Consider the following 18,206-nt stretch of genomic DNA (forward strand, 5'->3'; position numbering starts at 1 on the left):
GATGGAGGATTTTACGCCAGTTACGGCGAATATTTTATAAAATCGTGCGGTTAGTCACAGATAACCGCACGATTTATGCATTAGCAGGTGGAGACCGGAATGTAGAAAGTGCCCTGCAGCAAATCGGGCGTGCTGTATTTCAGATCCAGCTTGAGCAGGTCTTTACCGGCCCGGCGCGCCACACCCAGTGCAGGCAAGTGGTTGTAGTAAATTTCGGCGGTAAACGCGTTAATCTCTTCCGGCGTACCGTGCCAGTCAATTTCCGCATATAAACCACTCTCGCCGGTCCAGTTCTGCACGTTGCGCGGCAGCACATCGGCATACTGACTTTCCAGCGCCTGGAACAAGCTAATGTGCTGCTGATCGGCAGAATTCACTCCCGGACTGAACTGGAAGCCCAGCCAGCCACGGCTGACATGTTTACCGGCAAAGCGGACAAAATCGCGGGTATGCTGCGCGACCACCTGATTATGATGATCGATGTATTCGCCAAAGCGGCATTCCCACTCAATCACTTCACCACACAGCTGCAACTCCGGCTTCTCGGCCAGACGCGCGTTGACCCACGAACGCTGCGTGGAAATACGACTGTGGAAATCCTTCATCAGCATGTCCGGGATACGACGATAGGCGCCGGGCGTCATGGAGAAGTGGCTTTTGAATACCCTCGTGAAATTCTGCTGGTTATCGAAGCCAAAGCGCACGGCAATATCGATCAGCGGCATGCTGGTCAAACGCAGCGCCATCGCTGACATGGTCAGGCGACGCTTGCGCGTATACGAGGCCAGCGTTTGGCCGGTCATCTCTTTGAACATGCGCTGCATGTGCCACTTGGAGTAACCAGATTTCAGGGTAATCAGATCGATATTGAGCTCATCGGTCAGATTCGCCTCTATCCAGTCCACCAGATCGTTGATGTACTGTTTTTTAAGATTCAGGCTGAGCATGATTTTTTCAATCGAGTGATAAGTGTGAAGGTAATGAATTTGCGCGATTAGTCACATAAATATAACAAAAACGTATTACTTACGTAAGGAAGAGTAAAGGCAGCGAGGCGGGAAAAGCATTAATTGCTTAGGTTACTAACGTTTTAGGGTCAATTTTTGCACTGCGATAATGTGAATAAGGTCGCTATTACCAGCGACCTTCACGCGATATTTGTAACGGGGTGCACACTGTTGCGAAACCGGTCTCTGTGAAGACTCAGTGCGTATGCATGCCTGCCGCGTTCATCATCATACGAAACAGTGATGCCACCACACCCAGTGCCAGCACGCTTGCGCCATAAATAATGACCAGCCACATCACCCGCTTCCACCATGGCGACGGCGTTACCCTGTCTTTCATCTTGCTGACCTGGATTGGCATATCAATGGTACCCCTCATCGGCTTTGATTTTTCCGCGGAACACGTAGTAACTCCAGAAGGTGTAACCCAGAATCACCGGAATAATCAGTAAAGCGCCCACCAACATAAACGCCTGGCTGCTGGCTGGAGACGCGGCCTGCCAGATAGTGATCGACGGCGGTACGATGTTTGGCCAGATGCTAATGCCCAGACCGGAAAAACCGAGGAAAATCAGCGCCAGCGTCAAAAGGAACGGTGAGTAATGCGCCTCACGCTTGATGGCGCGCACAATCCCCCACGAGCACAGCACCACCAGGAGCGGAACCGGCAGGAACCAGAACAGGTTGGGGCGTGAGAACCAGCGTTGCGCGATATCCGCGTGGGTGAGCGGCGTCCAGACACTGATAATGCCGACCACCAACAGCAGCGTCAGGGTAAGTGGCGTGGCCAGCGCTGACATTTTGCGGTGCAGGTCGTGCTCGGTTTTCATAATCAGCCAGGTGCAGCCCAGCAGTGCATAAGCAATCACTAAGCCAATACCGCAGAACAGCGGGAACGGCGCCAGCCAACTCATTGCTGAACCGACATATTCACGGCCAGACACCGGGAAACCATTAAGAATGGCGCCCACGGCCACGCCCTGACTGAAAGTCGCCAGCAGCGATCCGGCGATGAACGATTTATCCCAAAACGGACGATGCTCTTCGGTGGCTTTAAAACGGAACTCAAACGCCACGCCGCGAAAAATCAAACCGATGAGCATCGCGGTTAATGGGATCGATAGCGCATCCAGCAGCACCGAATAGGCTAGCGGGAATGCGCCATACAGCGCTGCGCCACCCAGTACCAGCCAGGTTTCGTTACCGTCCCACACTGGCGCCACGGTGTTGACCATCATGTCGCGCTCGATCGGATCTTTGTTGAACGGCAGCAATAGACCAATACCCAAATCGAAGCCATCCATCACGATATACATCAGGGTGCCAAACACGATGATGGCGAACCAGATAATAGAAAAGTCGATCATAATTATTGCTCCCCACGTTTATGGGTATTGGCCGCTGACAGCGGACGAGCCGGTGTGTGTTGCTCGCCCGGGCCACCGTGCGCCACTTCTCTACCTTCACCGGTCACTGGACCTTGTTTAATCAGGCGCATCATGTAGTGATAGCCGACACCAAACACCGAGCAGTAGACCACGATGAACGCCATCAGGCTGATGCTCATATGCAGATTGCCATGGGCGGAGACCGCATCAATGGTGCGCTGCACGCCATATACTACCCACGGCTGGCGACCCATTTCGGTGGTGATCCATCCCGCCAGAATGGCGATCAGCCCCGATGGCCCCATCAGCAAGCAGAACCACAAAAACGGCCGTGACTGATACAGGCGCTTCTTCACCCGCAGCCACAGGCTGATCACTCCCATACCGATCATCAACAAACCGAGCGCTACCATCACGCGGAACGACCAGAAAATCACGGTGGAGTTTGGGCGATCCTCTTTCGGGAAGGTTTTCAGTGCCGGGATCTGCTTCTCGAGGCTGTGCGTCAGAATCAGGCTACCGAGATAGGGAATCTCCAGCGCATATTTGGTGCGCTCCTGCTCCATATCCGGCACACCGAACAGAATCAGTGGCGTGGCTTCACCCGGCTTGTTTTCCCAGTGCCCTTCTATCGCCGCGATTTTGGCTGGCTGATATTCCAGCGTGTTCAGGCCATGCGCATCGCCGAGAAACGCCTGAATCGGTGAGACGATCAGTGCCATCCACAGCGCCATCGAAAACATCTTGCGCACGGCAGGGTTGTCATTGCCTCGCAGCAGATGCCAGGCCGCTGAAGCGCCGACAAAGAAGGCACTGGCGAGGAAAGCCGCGGTGGACATATGTAGCAATCGGAACGGGAATGAAGGGTTAAAGATGATCCTGAGCCAGTCCTGCGGCACCACAACGCCGTTTTCGATGATGTAACCCTGTGGGGTGTGCATCCAGCTGTTACTGGCCAGAATCCAGAACGTTGAGAAAATGGTGCCTAACGCCACCATGCAGGTAGCGAAGAAGTGCAGACCAGGACCGACGCGATTCCAGCCAAACAGCATCACACCGAGGAAACCCGCTTCCAGGAAGAAGGCGGTTAACACTTCATAGGTGAGCAGTGGCCCGGTGATACTGCCGGCAAACTGCGAGAAACCACTCCAGTTAGTACCGAACTGGTAGGCCATTACCAGCCCGGAGACCACGCCCATACCGAAGTTAACGGCAAAGGCTTTGGACCAAAAATGATAGAGATCGCGATAGGTCTCGTTGCGGGTTTTCAGCCACATCCCTTCGAGCACCGCCAGGAAACTGGCGAGGCCGATGGTGATGGCTGGAAAAATAATATGGAAGGAGACAGTAAAGGCGAACTGTATCCTTGCCAGGTGAAAAGCATCTAATCCAAACATTGCTTACCTCATTGCCACAAAGTGCACTGGAATTTTTACTTATAATGAACAACAGCGTGCGGGGAGTTATTTCGTCTTATCGAATGAAAGGTCGCACTAATGTAAAGGGAAGACGCCATAACGAAAATAAACAGAGGAAGTCTGTAAAACTATAACAGTGTTTTTTGATGGCGATCATTGTCTCGATCAGAGACTAATTGATTGATATGACTGCCCAAAGGTTAACAATTCTCACTTATTGTGACGATATTGTTATTGATCCATAAGGCAGAACTTCAGCGTTAACAGGTAAGCACTTCATTTGATTATTATTATATACAGACTACAGAAAGGTTAATTAACTTTCTCGCTAAATGGCGTGTCAATAATTCCAGACAATATGGTGTTATCCCGATTGTTAATTAAAATGGCCTGTTTTTAATACCAAACGATATATTTTTCCAGACCTGCACTCAGCGCATCGCGCTCTCTTCACTCTTAACGCTTTGCGGCATAGCGTTTGCAAGCATTAACCCGCTGTGCTTTTTTAGAGCAGCAAAGCCATCGGTTAATCAGCGAAGGAGAGGTTATGACCCGTCTTACCGCACAGGATTTTCCCCAGGAACTGCTTGAGTTATATGACTATTACGCGCACGGCAGGATCAGTAAACGTGAGTTCATCACCCTGGCCGCCAAATTCACCATCGCCGGTATGACCGGTGCCACCCTGCTTACCGCCATGAGCCCCAACTATGCACTGGCGCAGCAAGTTGAATTCACCGACCCCGAGATCAAACCCGAATACATCCACTATCCCTCTCCGCAAGGCCATGGCGAGGTGCGCGGCTATCTGGTGCGTCCAGCCAAGGCAACCGGCAAAGTGGGCGCGGTGGTGGTGGTGCATGAGAATCGCGGACTGAATCCATACATTGAAGATGTCGCACGTCGCGTGGCCAAAGCCGGATATATCGCGCTGGCACCGGATGGCCTGAGCTCAATGGGCGGTTATCCGGGCAATGATGAAGAGGGTCGTGCAATGCAGGCCAAAGTCGATCCCACTAAGTTGATGAACGACTTTTTTGCTGCCGTCGATTTCCTGATGCACCACGAGGAAGGCACTGGCAAGGTGGGGATCACTGGCTTCTGTTACGGCGGCGGCGTGGCGAATGCTGCTGCAGTGGCCTTCCCGGAACTGGCTTGTTCGGTGCCATTTTATGGTCGCCAGCCCAAAGCGGAAGACGTGCCGCGCATCAACGCCCCGCTACTGCTGCACTATGCCGCGTTAGACAAAGGCATCAACGAAGGCTGGCCAGCGTATGAAGAGGCGCTGAAAGCTAACCATAAAACCTATGAAGCCTATATCTATCCCGGCGTAAATCATGGCTTCCACAACGACTCGACCCCGCGTTATGACAAAGCGGCAGCAGAGTTAGCGTGGAGCCGAACATTGGGGTGGTTTGAGAAATATTTGCACGGATAATGCCAGCACCCGGCGGCGGGACGCGCAACGAGGACGGCCCCGGGGCCGCCCTCTTCTCACGGTTACAGTGCGAAATGTCGCAATGCTTCACGATTGATTTCAATGCCTAATCCCGGCCCGTTCGGGATTTGCACCCACCCTTTTTGCTGCACAATGGGCTCAGCAATGATGGCCTGTCGAATCGGATGCTCGGTTTGATCGAATTCAAGCAGCGGCTGAACCGGCTGTAACGACGTGGGCGTATGCGTGGGCACTGTCGCCATCCATTGCAACGAAGCTGCAATACCAATGCCGCTGCCCCAGACATGCGGATTGACGCGCACACCAAACGCCTGCGCCATATCAGCAATCTTCTTGCACTCTGATAAACCACCGGCCGCACAAATATCGGGTTGGATAATATCCATCGCCTGCTGTGTCAGCACTTCGCGGAAACCATAGCGGGTGAATTCGCACTCGCCACCGGCTACCGGGATATCAATCGCGGCTTTCACTGCACGGTAGCCGGCTAAATCTTCCGGCGGCACTGGCTCTTCAAACCAGCCAATATCCAGCTCTTCCACTTCCCGGCCAAGCCGAATGGCGGCTACCGCATCATAGGCATGATTGGCATCAATCATTAGCGCCGCGTCTTCGCCAATGGTGTCTCGAATGGCCCGCGTCACGGTCGCATCCTCGCGCACGCCAAATCCCACTTTGAGCTTCATTGCCTGGAATCCCTGCTCTATGTAACCCGCCGCTTCTTCGCACAAATAGTGCAGCGGATCCCCACTGTCACGCCGATACAATCCGGTGGCATAGGCCTGCACTTCGGTTCGCGTGGCGCCACCCAGCAGTTGATAAGTCGGGACGCCAAAATATTTGCCGCGCAGATCCCACAGCGCGATATCAATGCCGCTCAATCCCTGAATCACCACGCCTTTTTGGCCGTGGTCGCGCAGTCTGGCGTAAAGTTCCTGCCAGAGAAACTCGCTGCGCAATGCATCTTCGCCAATCAACATCTGCCCGAGTTCCTCCACCACCGCTTTGGTGATGCGCGCCGGACCGTAGCACTCTCCCCAGCCAACCAGCCCCTGATCGGTCACTATCTCCACCAGCATCGCGGTGCGGGTATCATAACGGGCACGTGAATAGGCGAACGGTTGGCTAAGTTTGGCACTCAGCAGATGCGTATTAACCGCGGTGATTTTCATGATTGTGGCTCCTGCGGGGTGTCAAAAATTTCACTCATGATGCGTCCATCAAGATCGCGTGTGCTAAGACCAAGCCAGTGCGCCAGCGTTGCCGCCGGATCGGTCATGCGGTAAGGCCCACGCTGCTGGCGCGGATGATAGTAGCCTTGTCGAATACCTTTGCCCCACGCCAGCATCACGCCATAGTTGGAGCCAAGCGCGGTTTCTGCGGTGGGTTTCTGCGGGCCATGATTTGCGCCAGGCTCCTCCACAGCACAAATATCTTCACCCGTCTGGCTAACGCCCCAAACGAAACCGGTGTTGTAGGCAAAGACAATGTCGCCTGCGCAGTCGCCCCAGAATCCCAGAGCCACTGCATCGTCACGTCGCAGCGCGATACTCACCGCGTTATGCACGCCATCGCCCTCCTGCACCTGCCAGCCGCTCAGCGCCTGCAGGGTGCGCGCGCAGAGATCGTCAACCTGCTGTGGCGCGACGATGTCATGATTCACGAAGATTTCCAGGCCGCCACGCTCTGCTTTGAGATAGAGCGGCGAACGAGCCATATCTGGCAAGCCTTGCGCGTCCAGCACGGCCAGCGCCTGCTTTTGCAGATAACGATAGATGTCGCACATATAACTGTTGGGCACAGCGCCGTGATCGGAGGCGAGCATCACCAGCGTTTCCTCGTCCGTTTCATCCAGTAAGCGGCCAATGCTGTGATCAAGGATTTGGTAACTGCGACGCATCACCGCGTCGTATTGTTCTGCCTGCTGTGCATCAAAGAACGGAGAGTCTGGATCGGTCTGCCCAAGGCAGTTGTGGTGCGATTCGTCCACCAGTCGGTGCACCGTGGCCCACAATGCAAACCCCTGGCGTTGCGTTAATTCCAGCGCGCTATCCACCAGCCACTGTGACTGCTCATCGCCCTCCTGCCAGGTTGCCGCCAGATAAGGGGTATGCGGCGCCGCTTTCGCCACCCATTTGCTGAAGAAAGGCGTTTGCTGCTGTAAATAACGCGCATCACTGCTTAGGGCATCGGTACGCGTTACCTGGCTTTGCAAAATTTCGATATTGCCCTGCGTATCGCATTCACCGCAGTAAAAACGCACGCTGCCAGGAATGCCATCGGCGGCAAGCGACAGCCAGGGAGACCACTCTCCGATCGGCAGGACAACTCGCTGTTCACCGAGCAGCAGGGAGGGCTGTCCCTGCTCAACCTGCAGCGTTAACGCCAGCTCATCGCCCTGCCCGCCGCGTAACCTCAGGATATAACCCTCTTCGCTCACCTCAAGCGCCTGCCACGCGCCTTTATTGTGATACGCCAGCGCACTTTTCGGGGGCCAGCCCAGCGTTTGTTGCTTTGCACCGCCCTGGCCTAAACGCTCGCTGAGGCGCGTGGTGTGTCCCATTGGCCGGAATATCTCGCCCGGCCACGCCTGCGCACGTCCCCAATAGGGCGCAAAGCTGAAGTGGTCGCCATCGGCTTTAACGCTTTCCGGAAAATGCACCAGTGCCGCACGCTGTCCAGCCTCTTGCAGGGTTGCCAGCAAGTTGTGGCTTTGCTGATTGTCGGGCGGCAATCCCTGACCAATCCAGCTGGTGCCGGGACTCTGCCCGGTCAGAAAGGTCACCCAGTTCACATCGCCCCATGCCGAGATAAAGGGCAGCAACTCCGCTGCAGAACCCTGCTGTAACATGCGGGCAATGTGGGGCAGCGCGCCCTGTGCCACATAGCGTTTCAGCAGCGGCATGGTCAGGCCGTCAACGCCAAAAATAATCGCCTTGCGCATCGTAACTCCTGTCAAAGAGAGGGCGTGAGTCGCACGCCGGGAGAGGGGAAGCCAGGCTGCTGCATCAGCCCTTCCAGAATACTTTGCAGGCTACTGCGGATGTGGAGTCGCATCGCCTGTTCGGCCGCATCGGCATCGCGCGATTGCATGGCCGCTAAAATCTGACAATGCTCGAGCCAGGATTGCCATTTACGGCCTGGCAGATTCATCGCGATAACGTGAAAAAGCTGAAGACGATCCAGATAAAGCGTCATGATGCTGCTGATATAGGGATTGTCGGCGTGCGCAAAGATCAGCGTATGGATCTCATCACCAGCATCGGTAGCATTCAGTTCATCGTCACGCAGACCTTGCTCCAGCGCGGCCAGCTTATCCGCCATTACTGCCAGCTCATGATCGGGCGTTCGCTGCGTCGCCTGCCGCGTGGCAATCCCTTCCAGAGCCTCACGAATGACAAACAGCTGTTGAATATCCTGCAATTTGATTTCGCTGACGAACCAGCCTTTGCGTGGCGTTAACTCCACAAAGCGTTCCTGCTGCAGGCGATACAGCGCTTCACGTATCGGCGTGCGACTCATGCCCAACTGATCAATCAATCCCATCTCTGTCAATGAGCTCCCCGGAGCCAGCGTCAGTGACAAAATCATCTCTTTGATACGCCGATACGCTATTTCGCTGAGCGAAGGCTTGTAGCCAGGACTCTCCATTACGCTTCCTCCCCAACATCGCGCAGTTCAAAACGTTTGATCTTGCCGACCATGAACAGATAGAAAAGGATCACTGCCACCGCATGCGCGATCACGAACCACAACACGCCGTTGAAAGATCCGGTGAGTTGCAGGATGAAGCCGATGATGATCGGCGTGGTGATGCTCGACGCATTGCTGAAGGTGTTAAGCACGCTGCCGGATAAACCTGCGATCTCTTTTGGCGCGGTGTCAGCGTTGACCGTCCAGCCCATGCCGCCTATGCCTTTGCCGAGGAAAGAGGCCGCCATAATCGCGATAACGGCAGTTTCTGAGTCGGTGTAATTACACAGCACCATTACGCAACACAGCAGCATGCCGCAGACAATCGGCAGTTTGCGCGCCAGTGAAAGCGACATCCCGCGACGAATCAGCACATCTGACAGGAAGCCGCCCATAATGCCGCCAAGGAATCCGCATACTGCCGGAATGGCAGCGACAAACCCCGCTTTCATGATGGTCATGTGCTTTTCCTGCACCAGGTAAACCGGAAACCAGGTGATGAAGAAGAAGCCAATCGCGTTTAAGCAATATTGCGCAAGGTAGATGCCCAGCATCATGCGGCTGCTGAGTAGTTGTTTCAGCCAGCTGAGGCGCGGCTTGTGCTTATCGCCATCCATATTCACCAGCGCCCCACCCTGCTGCATATGATCCAACTCAGCCTGGTTCGTCATCGGATGGGACAAGGGGTCGTGCACCAGTTTGCGGAATAGCGGCAGGAAGGCGATGCCGATCAGACCCAGCACGGTAAACACCGAGTGCCAGCCGTAGGTATGTGCCAGCCAGCCCATCAGCGGGGCAAAAAATACGGTGGCACCGTATTGCGCGGAGGCAAAGATCGCCGCCGCCGTGCCGCGCTCAGAAGCCGGGAACCAGGCCGCCACCAGGCGACTGTTCGCCGGAAATGACGGTGATTCCGCCGCACCGACTAAAAATCGCAGACAAAACACCACCACGACCGCCGCCGCGCCAGTGACAAAGCCCGCGAGGCCGGTCATCAGGGTGAACAGCGACCAGAAAAAGATACTCAGGCTGTAGATCAGTTTCGAACCGTAGCGATCCAGCAACCAACCGCCCGGAAGCTGAAACAGTACATAGGCCCAGCCAAATGCCGAAAAGATCACACCCATGTCTACGGCATTGAGCCCAAGATCTTTTGCCATCCCCGGCCCCGCCAGCGAGATCGAGGCGCGATCGGCATAGTTAATCAGCGTGACAAAAAACAGCACGGCGACCACCAGCCAGCGCACGTTCGTTCTGCGTGCACTGATCGCCTTATCCAGCGTTATCGATTTAGATTGTCCCTGTGGCATGACGTACCTCATGACGACAGCATTAACCTCTTGGCCGTGGTGTTTTTGGCCCCGTAACGCATCAAATTCAAGTTGGATGCGGATTGTATACAACGTAGATACAGGCTGGAGAGCGCGCCAGCGGGATTACGGGTAACCGCTGTTTTTTGGTCATAAAGTGTGAGAAGGATCGAGAGATTCAGGGGAAGATCAGGAAAAAATGTGATGATGATCGAAGTGAAAAAAGGTCAGGTCAGCGCCGCGCGCCGACCTCGCGATTCAGGCAGATTGCGCATCCTTCACAATGCGATGCACATTGCTTTCCAGCCAGTCGGCCAGGCCAATCACATGCCCTTCAACTTCACGTCCGAGCGGCGTCAGGCGATATTCCACATGCGGTGGCACCACTTCATAGGCGATACGTTCGATAAACCCATCTTCTTCCATATAGCGCAGCGTTTGCGCCAGCATGCGTTCACTGACGCCACCGATCTTGCGGCGCAGTTCGCTAAAACGCAGCGTTTCTTCGCGCAGCGCTAATAATACCAATACGCTCCAGCGGCTGGTGATGCGCTTGAGCACGTCGCGTGAAGGGCAATTTACATTGAGCAGCTCGCCACGGATAAATTTATTACTCAATTTTTCAGACATTTATGCTGCCTCTTCCAAACTAACAAATCTGTAAGTACTTACTAAAAGTTAGTTTATCCCTTAGGCTGATTTCATTCCAGCTCAAACTGAAGGAGAACATCATGATTGCGATTACCGGTGCCACAGGCCAACTGGGCCGTTTGGTGATTAACGAGTTACTGAAGAAAGTCCCTGCCAGCGAAGTGATTGCGGCAGTGCGTTCACCTGAGAAAGCAGACGATTTGAAAGCGCTGGGCGTGACGTTGCGCGCGGCGGATTACAGCAAGCCAGACACGCTGAAAAGCGCGTTCAGCGGCGTCGACAAACTGCTGCTGATCTCTTCCAGCGAAGTGGGGCAGCGTGAAGCGCAGCACCAGGCGGTGATTGATGCGGCAAAAGCGGCGGGCGTGAAATTTATCGCTTACACCAGCCTGTTGCATGCGGACACCACCACGCTGGGTCTGGGCGTCGAGCATCGCGCCACAGAAGCGATGCTGAAGGCCTCAGGCGTGCCCTATGCCCTGCTGCGTAATGGCTGGTACACCGAAAACTATGCCGCCAGCATTGCCCCAGCGCTGGCGCATCACGCCTTTATTGGCGCGGTGGGTGAAGGCCGCATCTCATCGGCCGCTCGTGTAGACTATGCCGCCGCCGCCGCTGAAGTGATCAGTCGTGACGATCAGGCAGGTAAAGTGTATGAGCTCGCTGGCGATGAGAGCTATACGCTGGCCGAGTTCAGCGCCGAGATTGCTAAACAGTCTGGCGAGCAAGTGGATTACATCAACCTGCCGCCTGCTGAGTTTGAGGCAGCATTGAAAGGCGCCGGTTTGCCGGATGCGCTGGCAGAACTGCTGGCGGACTCCGATGCCGGTGCCGCACAAGGCGGGCTGTTTGATGACAGCCGAGCGCTGAGCAAACTGATTGGTCGCCCGACCACGCCTTATGCCGAGGTGATTAAAGTCACACTGGCAAAATAATGCCTGTTCAGGCCAGCGAAAGCTGGCCTGATTCCCGTCTCGTATGCCACCAAATGATCAAAGCCAAACGCAGTATTTAAGCCAAATAATGGCGATTTTCTTATTTACAGATAATTCTGTGCACTGATTTGAACCACCATTTAAAACATTGCTTTCACTTCCTGAAATATAGCTTGTTGTAATCGCTGTAAATTCACTAAAAAGCCGGATCAATCGACAAGATTTATTACGTTCATAGATATTTCGCATTGTTGTCTCAGCTATTCAAAGCTCTATAATTTGTGCTTTGAGCAACCAGGCAATTTCAGGAGGCCGCTATTAATACTAACCACCAGCAACGTCAAGCTTTCGGGGAACACGAAGCCCATGCTGATCTGGGGTATCAATACGATCCTCACGAATTTATCCGCGAAGGCATGGAGGATTCCGAGCCGGAACCGGAGCTGATCCAGGGTCTGCCCGCGCCAGATGCGCTCACCCCTGCCGATCGCTATCTTGAACTGTTCGAGCACGTGCAGATGTCGCGCATATTTCCGGATGGAAAAACATTCCCGGACTGCGCGCCAAAATATGATCCGCTGGATATATTAATCCGCTATCGTCGCACCCGTCGCTCGGCCGAATTCGATCTCGAAAAATTCGTGCACGACCATTTTTATTTGCCGCAGGTGAATGAAAGTTTTTATGTTTCCAATCCGGATAAATCGCTGACGGAACATATTGACGAGTTGTGGCCGGTGTTAACCAAAATGCCGCAGCAGCATTTACCGCACTCATCGCTGCTGCCGCTGCCAAAACCTTATGTGGTGCCAGGCGGGCGTTTTGGTGAGACCTATTATTGGGACTCCTATTTCAGCATGCTCGGCCTTGCCGATGCCGGGCGTGACGATTTGCTGCGCGACATGGCAGATAACTTCGCATGGCTAATCGATAATTACGGCCACGTGCCAAACGGCAACCGGACTTATTATCTCAGCCGCTCACAGCCACCGGTGTTTGCCCTGATGGTGGAGCTGTTTGAAGAGGATGGGATTCGCGGTGCCAAGCGTTATCTCGACCAGCTGATGAAAGAGTATCAGTTCTGGATGGATGGCGCGGGCGAGCTGATGCCACATCAGGCGTATCGTCACGTGGTGCGTATGCCGGATGGCTCGCTGCTCAACCGCTACTGGGATGACCGCGACACCCCGCGCGATGAGTCGTGGATGGAAGACGTGGAAACTGCCAGCAAATCGAGCCGACCGGCTAATGAGGTGTACCGCGATTTGCGTGCCGGTGCCGCATCGGGCTGGGATTACTCCTCACGCTGGTTGCGCGATCCGCAGCGTCTGGCCAGTATTCGCACTACCCAGTTTATCCCTGTGGACCTGAATGCGTTTCTCTACAAGCTGGAGCTGATGATCTCCACCCTGTCACACGCCAAAGGTGAAGAGCTAACGGCGCTGGCGTGGCAGAAAAAAGCCGATACGCGTAAGCAGGCAATTCATCGTTACCTGTGGGATGACACCGCAGGCGTGTACCGTGATTACAACTGGCGCGACGAACGCTTTGGTGCCTTCACGGCAGCGGCTGTGGTGCCGCTGTTCCTCGGCCTGGCCACGCCGGAGCAAGCGCATCTGCAGGCGGTGGCGCTGCGCCAGTTGCTGCTGACGCAGGGCGGTCTGGTGACATCGATGGTAGAGAGCGGTGAACAGTGGGATAAACCCAACGGCTGGGCACCATTACAATGGATGGCGGTAGTGGGTCTGAATCATTACGGCGAAGAGACGCTGGCGACAGAGATTGCTGTTAACTGGCTGACCACGGTGAAGAACTTCTATTCGCTGCATCACAAGCTGGTGGAGAAGTATGACATCAGCGGCGATCGTGCCCGTCCGGGTGGCGGCGGTGAATATCCACTGCAGGATGGATTTGGCTGGACCAACGGTGTGACCCGCAGGCTAATGTCGATGTACGGGCATCTGCTGGCGGATTAAAACAGAAAGGGCGCATCAGCGCCCTTTCTTTTTGGTGGTCATTATCGCAGCGGCTTATTGCGCATCTGTAAGCGGCGATGCAGCCCTGGATTCGCGCGATAAATTGCGCCGCTACGCAACCTGCGCTTATTTATTTCCCTGCAAGAATGCCAGTAAGTCGTCGTTCAACCGATCCTGATGCGTCACCGCAAAACCGTGCGGGCCGTTCTCATACACTTTCAGCTCCGAGCCCTCGATCATCTCGTGCACCAACTTACCGGTGGCTTCAAACGGTACGATCTGGTCGTTGCTGCCGTGAATCACCAGCGTCGGCACATCTACTTTGGCGATATCAGCGCGGAAATCGGTTTCCGCAAAAGCCGTCACACAATCAATCGTGCCTTTCAGTGAGGCCAGCAGCGCGATATTCAGCGTCTGCGTCATTACGCCATCTGAAATAGTCTGGCCCGCGTTGGCCCCATAAAACGGCGTGGCGAAGTCTTTGATAAACTGCGCACGATCTTTACGCAAGCCGTCTTTGATACCATCAAACACTGCTTTTTCAACACCTTCCGGATGGTCATCGGTTTTGCCGAAGATTGGCGTCACCGCGCCCAGTAGTACCAGCCCTTTCACTTTCGCCGTACCGTAGCGACCGATATAACGTGAGACATCACCACCGCCCATTGAGAAGCCCACCAGCGTGATGTCATCCAGTTGCAGATGCTCAATCAGCGCATGAATATCATCGGCGAAGGTATCGTAATCATAACCTTCCCACGGCTGCTCAGAGCGACCGAAGCCGCGACGGTCAAACGCAATCGCACGATAGCCGCGTTCAGCGAGGAAATTTAGTTGGCTATCCCACATATCGGCATCCAGCGGCCAGCCGTGGCTGAACAGAACTGGCTGACCTTTGCCCCAATCTTTGTAATACAGGTTAACGCCGTCTTTCGCTTTGAATGTGCTCATGTTTTTTTGCTCCGTTAAGTGAGTGATGTTGTGTCTGCTAATCAAACTACATTCGGTTGCTGCAAAAACCTAAAGCAGAGATTTTGACAACTTGTTCAAAGATTTTTGCCCTGTGAAGCTGTCAAAAAAGCCTGAACAAGTTGGCCGATTTTTTCCGCTATGAAGCGTCTGGCGGGATTCGTAAGGTGCATACATCGCACATTTACAGGAACACGATGATGAGCCAGCAAAACCCAATGACGCCACGCGGCGGTGCTTTTTCTCCCTTCGCCTACGGGCTGTTCGCCCTGATCTGGACCGCCTCAGTGCTCGGCAACACCGGCAGCTTTATTCGCGATGTCGCCAGCGCCTGGTTAGTTACCGGCTTATCCGATAACCCAACCGCCGTGGCTTTAATGCAAACCGCTGCCACCCTGCCGGTGTTTCTGTTGGCACTGCCAGCGGGCGTGCTCTCCGATATCGTCGATCGCCGCCGTCTGCTAATCGTGGTGCAAATCCTGATGGCCAGCGTCAGCGGCACTCTGCTGGTGCTGTCGCACAATCACTGGCTCACCGTGGAATGGCTAATCGGCCTGACCTTTGTCGGTGGCATTGGTGCCGCGCTGTTTGGCCCGGCCTGGCAGGCGATTGTGCCCGAACTGGTGCCACGCCATGAGCTGAAAAACGCCGTGGCGCTCAACTCGCTAGGCATCAATATTGCCCGCGCCATCGGTCCTGCCACTGGCGGTTTGCTGCTGGCAAGTTTAGGCGCCATGGCGGCCTACGGTGCCGATGTGGCGAGTTATTTTTTCGTTATTGCTGCCCTGCTGTACTGGAAACGTCCGGCGAAAGCCAAAACCGAACTCAACGAACACTTCTTTGGTGCCTTCCGCGCGGGCCTGCGCTATGTCAAAGCCAGCCGTGAACTGCATCGCGTGTTGTTCCGCGCTGCGATGTATTTCGCCTTTGCCAGTGCCATCTGGGCGCTGCTGCCGCTGGTAGCACGCACCATGCTGCACGGTACCGCCGGTTTTTATGGTTTGCTGCTGGGCGCAGTGGGCGGCGGTGCGATTGCCGGTGCGCTGCTGTTGCCGCGTCTGCGCAGCAAACTCAGTAACGATGGTTTGCTGCTGCTCTCAGCGGTGCTGAGTGCGCTGGTCATGCTGGCATTAGCGATGAGCCCGCCGCAGTGGCTGGCGCTGCTGTTGATGCTGGTGCTTGGCGTCGGCTGGATTATTGCACTGACCACCTTGAACGGCGTAGCGCAGGCGGTGCTGCCGGATTGGGTGCGCGGTCGCGGTCTGGCGGTGTATCTGATGGTGTTTAACGGCACATTAGCCGGTGGCAGTCTGGCCTGGGGTTTAATCGCGCAACAGCTCGGCCTGGCTTCCACGCTGATGATTGCCGGGGCCGGTCTGGTGATCTCTGGCGTGCTGCTGAAACGTCTGACACTGCCTGCAGGTGAAGCGGATCTGCAACCCGCGGAGCATTGGGCCATGCCGGTGGTGCACGATGATGTCGATGTGCGTCATGGTCCGGTGTTGATTCAGATTCGCTACCGCGTGCCGCAGGAAGATCGCGCCGCGTTCAAAAAGGCGATTCACAAATTGGCGCAGTCTCGCCGCCGTGATGGCGCCTATTCATGGGGACTCATGGAGCAAACCGACGATCCGACAGCATTGCTGGAGTGGTTTATGGTGGAGTCCTGGCAGGAGCATATGCGTCAGCACCAGCGTGTGTCGCACGCCGATGCCGAACTTCAGCAGGCCGTTCTGCAATATCACCAGGGTGAAGAAGCCCCGCAGGTCAGTCACCACATTGCGATATAACAGCCTTTACGCGGGAGAATAAATCTCCTGCAATCCAGGAAGCGTGAGCAGGTGCTCACGCCACCAGGTGGCCGCATTGCCGGTCGCGGTTTCATTCCACGCCAGATACGCCATATCGCGGCGGCATTCGCTATCCAGCTGGCGCGCCACCAGCGCGCCACTCTCCAGATGCGGCCTCGCCAGGTATAGCGGCAGGTAACCACAGCCCAAGCCATCCAGTTGCGCCTGTAGTTTCGCCGGGAAGTCATGCACGCTCAGCGTCTTCTGCTCATCCAGCACGCGTAAATCGATACCTGCACCGTGACGAGACGAGTCATGGACCGTCACCGCGCGGTACTGACGAATCTGCTCGCGCAGCAGTGGTTCAGGTGCGGAAGCGAGAGGATGCTCCGGTGCGACAGCAAACACATAATCCAGCCAGCCGAGCGGCTGGCAGACAATCTCTTTGCGCGTGGCGGGTTCCTGCACCGCGCCAAAGACAATGTCCGCTTCGCCATAGTTGAGCGCTTCCCAGCAGCCAGCCAGCACGTCCTGACGGAATTGCAGCTGAGTATGCGGGTGCTCCTGATAAAACTGATCAATCAGCGGCGTGAGAATGCGAAACGGCAGTGAGGCATCGACGCTGATCACCAACTGGCTTTCCCAGCCACTCTCAACATAGCGCGCCTGCTGTTCTAACTCATTCACCGCGCGCAGCAGGGTGCGACCTTTTTCCAGCATCAAACGCCCGGTCGGGGTGAAGGTGGCGCGATGTCCAGAGCGATCCAACAGCGTGATCTTGAGATCGCTCTCCATCTTCTGCACGGTATAGCTCAACGCCGACGCAGTTTTAAACAAGCGCGCAGCCGCAGCGGCAAAGGTGCCGTGGCGATCCAACGCATCCAAAATCAGCAGCGCCTCAAGGTTTAAACGCATACCCCATGCCTCCCCAAAAATTGTTGAACAACAACCCAAAATCTATCCGTTATCAATAAACGCTCTCATTTCGTATTTTTTTACTCAACGACGCAAGCACTTTCACCAGCGGAAACTCAGGAACTTACGATGAATTACTCACAACAAGCCAACCATGTCACGCTGGTGATTACCCACAGCATCCTGCCAGAACAGCAGGCCCATTATGAGCAGTGGCTCGACACCATCATGCCGCAGGCTGCGAGCTTTCCTGGCCATCTTGGCGTCAACGTGCTGCGCCCGGTGCACGGCGACAATGCTTACACCGTGCTGATTCGTTTTACCGGATTGGATGAGCTGTACGCCTGGCTGAAATCGGATCAGCGCAAAACGTTAATCCAGAACCTGCCAGCGATGCTGGCACAGCCAGAACACATTGAAGTGCGCCCCGGCGCCGCGTTCTGGTTTACCCCGACGCAAAAAGGCCAGGTCAAACCGGCGAAATGGAAACAATACTTACTGACGCTGGGGGTGATTTTTCCCTCTACCAACCTGGTGCCGTGGTTCTGGAATCAGGTGTTGCCCGCCGCGCACGGCACGCTGTGGGGCCACTTGCTAAATGATGCCAGCGTGGTGGCACTGGTGGTGTTCCTGTGGATGCCGATCGTTACCCGTGTTTTAAAACAGTGGCTTATTGGCCGCAACGCGTAATCTAA

The 18,206-nt window shown here is 55.1% G+C and carries 16 protein-coding genes; 5 read left to right on the forward strand and 11 right to left on the reverse strand.

The genetic code is table 11. The features are described 5' to 3' along the window. Positions 1 to 80: 80 nt before the first annotated feature. The 4 genes from AC1MDE_RS05825 to AC1MDE_RS05840 form a co-directional block, all read right to left on the reverse strand. On the reverse strand, positions 81 to 947 hold the full coding sequence (locus AC1MDE_RS05825) for a helix-turn-helix domain-containing protein (protein WP_034823295.1): 867 nt from the start codon (positions 945 to 947) through the stop codon (positions 81 to 83). A 256-nt stretch (positions 948 to 1,203) separates the two neighbouring features. Further along, positions 1,204 to 1,368, reverse strand: coding sequence for a DUF2474 domain-containing protein (locus AC1MDE_RS05830; RefSeq protein ID WP_064511324.1), 165 nt, complete (start codon positions 1,366 to 1,368; stop codon positions 1,204 to 1,206). Between the two features lies 1 nt (position 1,369). Next, positions 1,370 to 2,374 (reverse strand): cytochrome d ubiquinol oxidase subunit II, encoded by a 1,005-nt coding sequence (cydB, locus tag AC1MDE_RS05835; RefSeq protein ID WP_058959314.1) that lies wholly within the window; start codon positions 2,372 to 2,374, stop codon positions 1,370 to 1,372. A 2-nt stretch (positions 2,375 to 2,376) separates the two neighbouring features. Then, positions 2,377 to 3,792, reverse strand: a complete 1,416-nt coding sequence (locus AC1MDE_RS05840) for a cytochrome ubiquinol oxidase subunit I (protein WP_058959313.1) — start codon at positions 3,790 to 3,792, stop codon at positions 2,377 to 2,379. Positions 3,793 to 4,360: 568 nt separating this feature from the next. On the opposite strand from AC1MDE_RS05840, the gene yghX reads away from it, so the two are divergent. Continuing rightward, a complete protein-coding gene (gene yghX, locus AC1MDE_RS05845) occupies positions 4,361 to 5,251 on the forward strand; it encodes a YghX family hydrolase (protein ID WP_058959312.1) in 891 nt (296 codons plus the stop codon). Between the two features lie 62 nt (positions 5,252 to 5,313). On the opposite strand, the gene AC1MDE_RS05850 is transcribed toward yghX, so the two are convergent. The 5 genes from AC1MDE_RS05850 to AC1MDE_RS05870 all read right to left on the reverse strand — a co-directional run bounded on the left by AC1MDE_RS05850 (position 5,314) and on the right by AC1MDE_RS05870 (position 10,905). Next, positions 5,314 to 6,444: a mandelate racemase/muconate lactonizing enzyme family protein gene (locus tag AC1MDE_RS05850; protein ID WP_058959311.1), complete on the reverse strand. Its 1,131-nt coding sequence runs from the start codon at positions 6,442 to 6,444 to the stop codon at positions 5,314 to 5,316. Next, the gene (locus AC1MDE_RS05855; protein WP_058959310.1) at positions 6,441 to 8,216 is read right to left on the reverse strand and encodes an alkaline phosphatase family protein; all 1,776 of its coding nucleotides are present in this window, start codon (positions 8,214 to 8,216) and stop codon (positions 6,441 to 6,443) included. Before AC1MDE_RS05855 ends, AC1MDE_RS05850 begins: the two co-directional genes overlap by 4 nt. An 11-nt stretch (positions 8,217 to 8,227) precedes the next feature. Further along, on the reverse strand, positions 8,228 to 8,923 hold the full coding sequence (locus AC1MDE_RS05860; protein WP_058959309.1) for a GntR family transcriptional regulator: 696 nt from the start codon (positions 8,921 to 8,923) through the stop codon (positions 8,228 to 8,230). Beyond that, positions 8,923 to 10,275: an MFS transporter gene (locus AC1MDE_RS05865; RefSeq protein ID WP_153012255.1), complete on the reverse strand. Its 1,353-nt coding sequence runs from the start codon at positions 10,273 to 10,275 to the stop codon at positions 8,923 to 8,925. Before AC1MDE_RS05865 ends, AC1MDE_RS05860 begins: the two co-directional genes overlap by 1 nt. Positions 10,276 to 10,533: 258 nt before the next feature. After that, entirely contained in the window at positions 10,534 to 10,905 is a 372-nt protein-coding gene (locus AC1MDE_RS05870) for a winged helix-turn-helix transcriptional regulator (protein ID WP_034823303.1), read from the reverse strand. Positions 10,906 to 11,006: 101 nt separating this feature from the next. On the opposite strand from AC1MDE_RS05870, the gene AC1MDE_RS05875 reads away from it, so the two are divergent. Continuing rightward, positions 11,007 to 11,861 carry an SDR family oxidoreductase gene (locus tag AC1MDE_RS05875; protein ID WP_479401549.1) on the forward strand — a complete coding sequence of 285 codons (855 nt, stop codon included), beginning with the start codon at positions 11,007 to 11,009 and terminating at the stop codon, positions 11,859 to 11,861. A gap of 317 nt (positions 11,862 to 12,178) precedes the next feature. Then, positions 12,179 to 13,837: an alpha,alpha-trehalase TreF gene (gene treF / locus AC1MDE_RS05880; RefSeq protein WP_052127430.1), complete on the forward strand. Its 1,659-nt coding sequence runs from the start codon at positions 12,179 to 12,181 to the stop codon at positions 13,835 to 13,837. Positions 13,838 to 13,963: 126 nt separating this feature from the next. Here treF and AC1MDE_RS05885 read toward each other — a convergent pair whose 3' ends face one another. Next, positions 13,964 to 14,788, reverse strand: coding sequence for an alpha/beta fold hydrolase (locus tag AC1MDE_RS05885; RefSeq protein WP_479399541.1), 825 nt, complete (start codon positions 14,786 to 14,788; stop codon positions 13,964 to 13,966). 218 nt (positions 14,789 to 15,006) lie between these two features. Between AC1MDE_RS05885 and AC1MDE_RS05890 the strand changes: the two genes are divergently transcribed. Then, positions 15,007 to 16,596 (forward strand): MFS transporter, encoded by a 1,590-nt coding sequence (locus AC1MDE_RS05890; RefSeq protein ID WP_480344406.1) that lies wholly within the window; start codon positions 15,007 to 15,009, stop codon positions 16,594 to 16,596. A gap of 6 nt (positions 16,597 to 16,602) precedes the next feature. Here AC1MDE_RS05890 and AC1MDE_RS05895 read toward each other — a convergent pair whose 3' ends face one another. Beyond that, positions 16,603 to 17,511 (reverse strand): LysR family transcriptional regulator, encoded by a 909-nt coding sequence (locus AC1MDE_RS05895; RefSeq protein WP_058959305.1) that lies wholly within the window; start codon positions 17,509 to 17,511, stop codon positions 16,603 to 16,605. Between the two features lie 129 nt (positions 17,512 to 17,640). Between AC1MDE_RS05895 and AC1MDE_RS05900 the strand changes: the two genes are divergently transcribed. Beyond that, a complete protein-coding gene (locus tag AC1MDE_RS05900) occupies positions 17,641 to 18,201 on the forward strand; it encodes an antibiotic biosynthesis monooxygenase (RefSeq protein ID WP_058959304.1) in 561 nt (186 codons plus the stop codon). The last annotated feature ends 5 nt before the right edge of the window (positions 18,202 to 18,206 follow it).

This window comes from Pantoea folii (genome assembly GCF_056678875.1).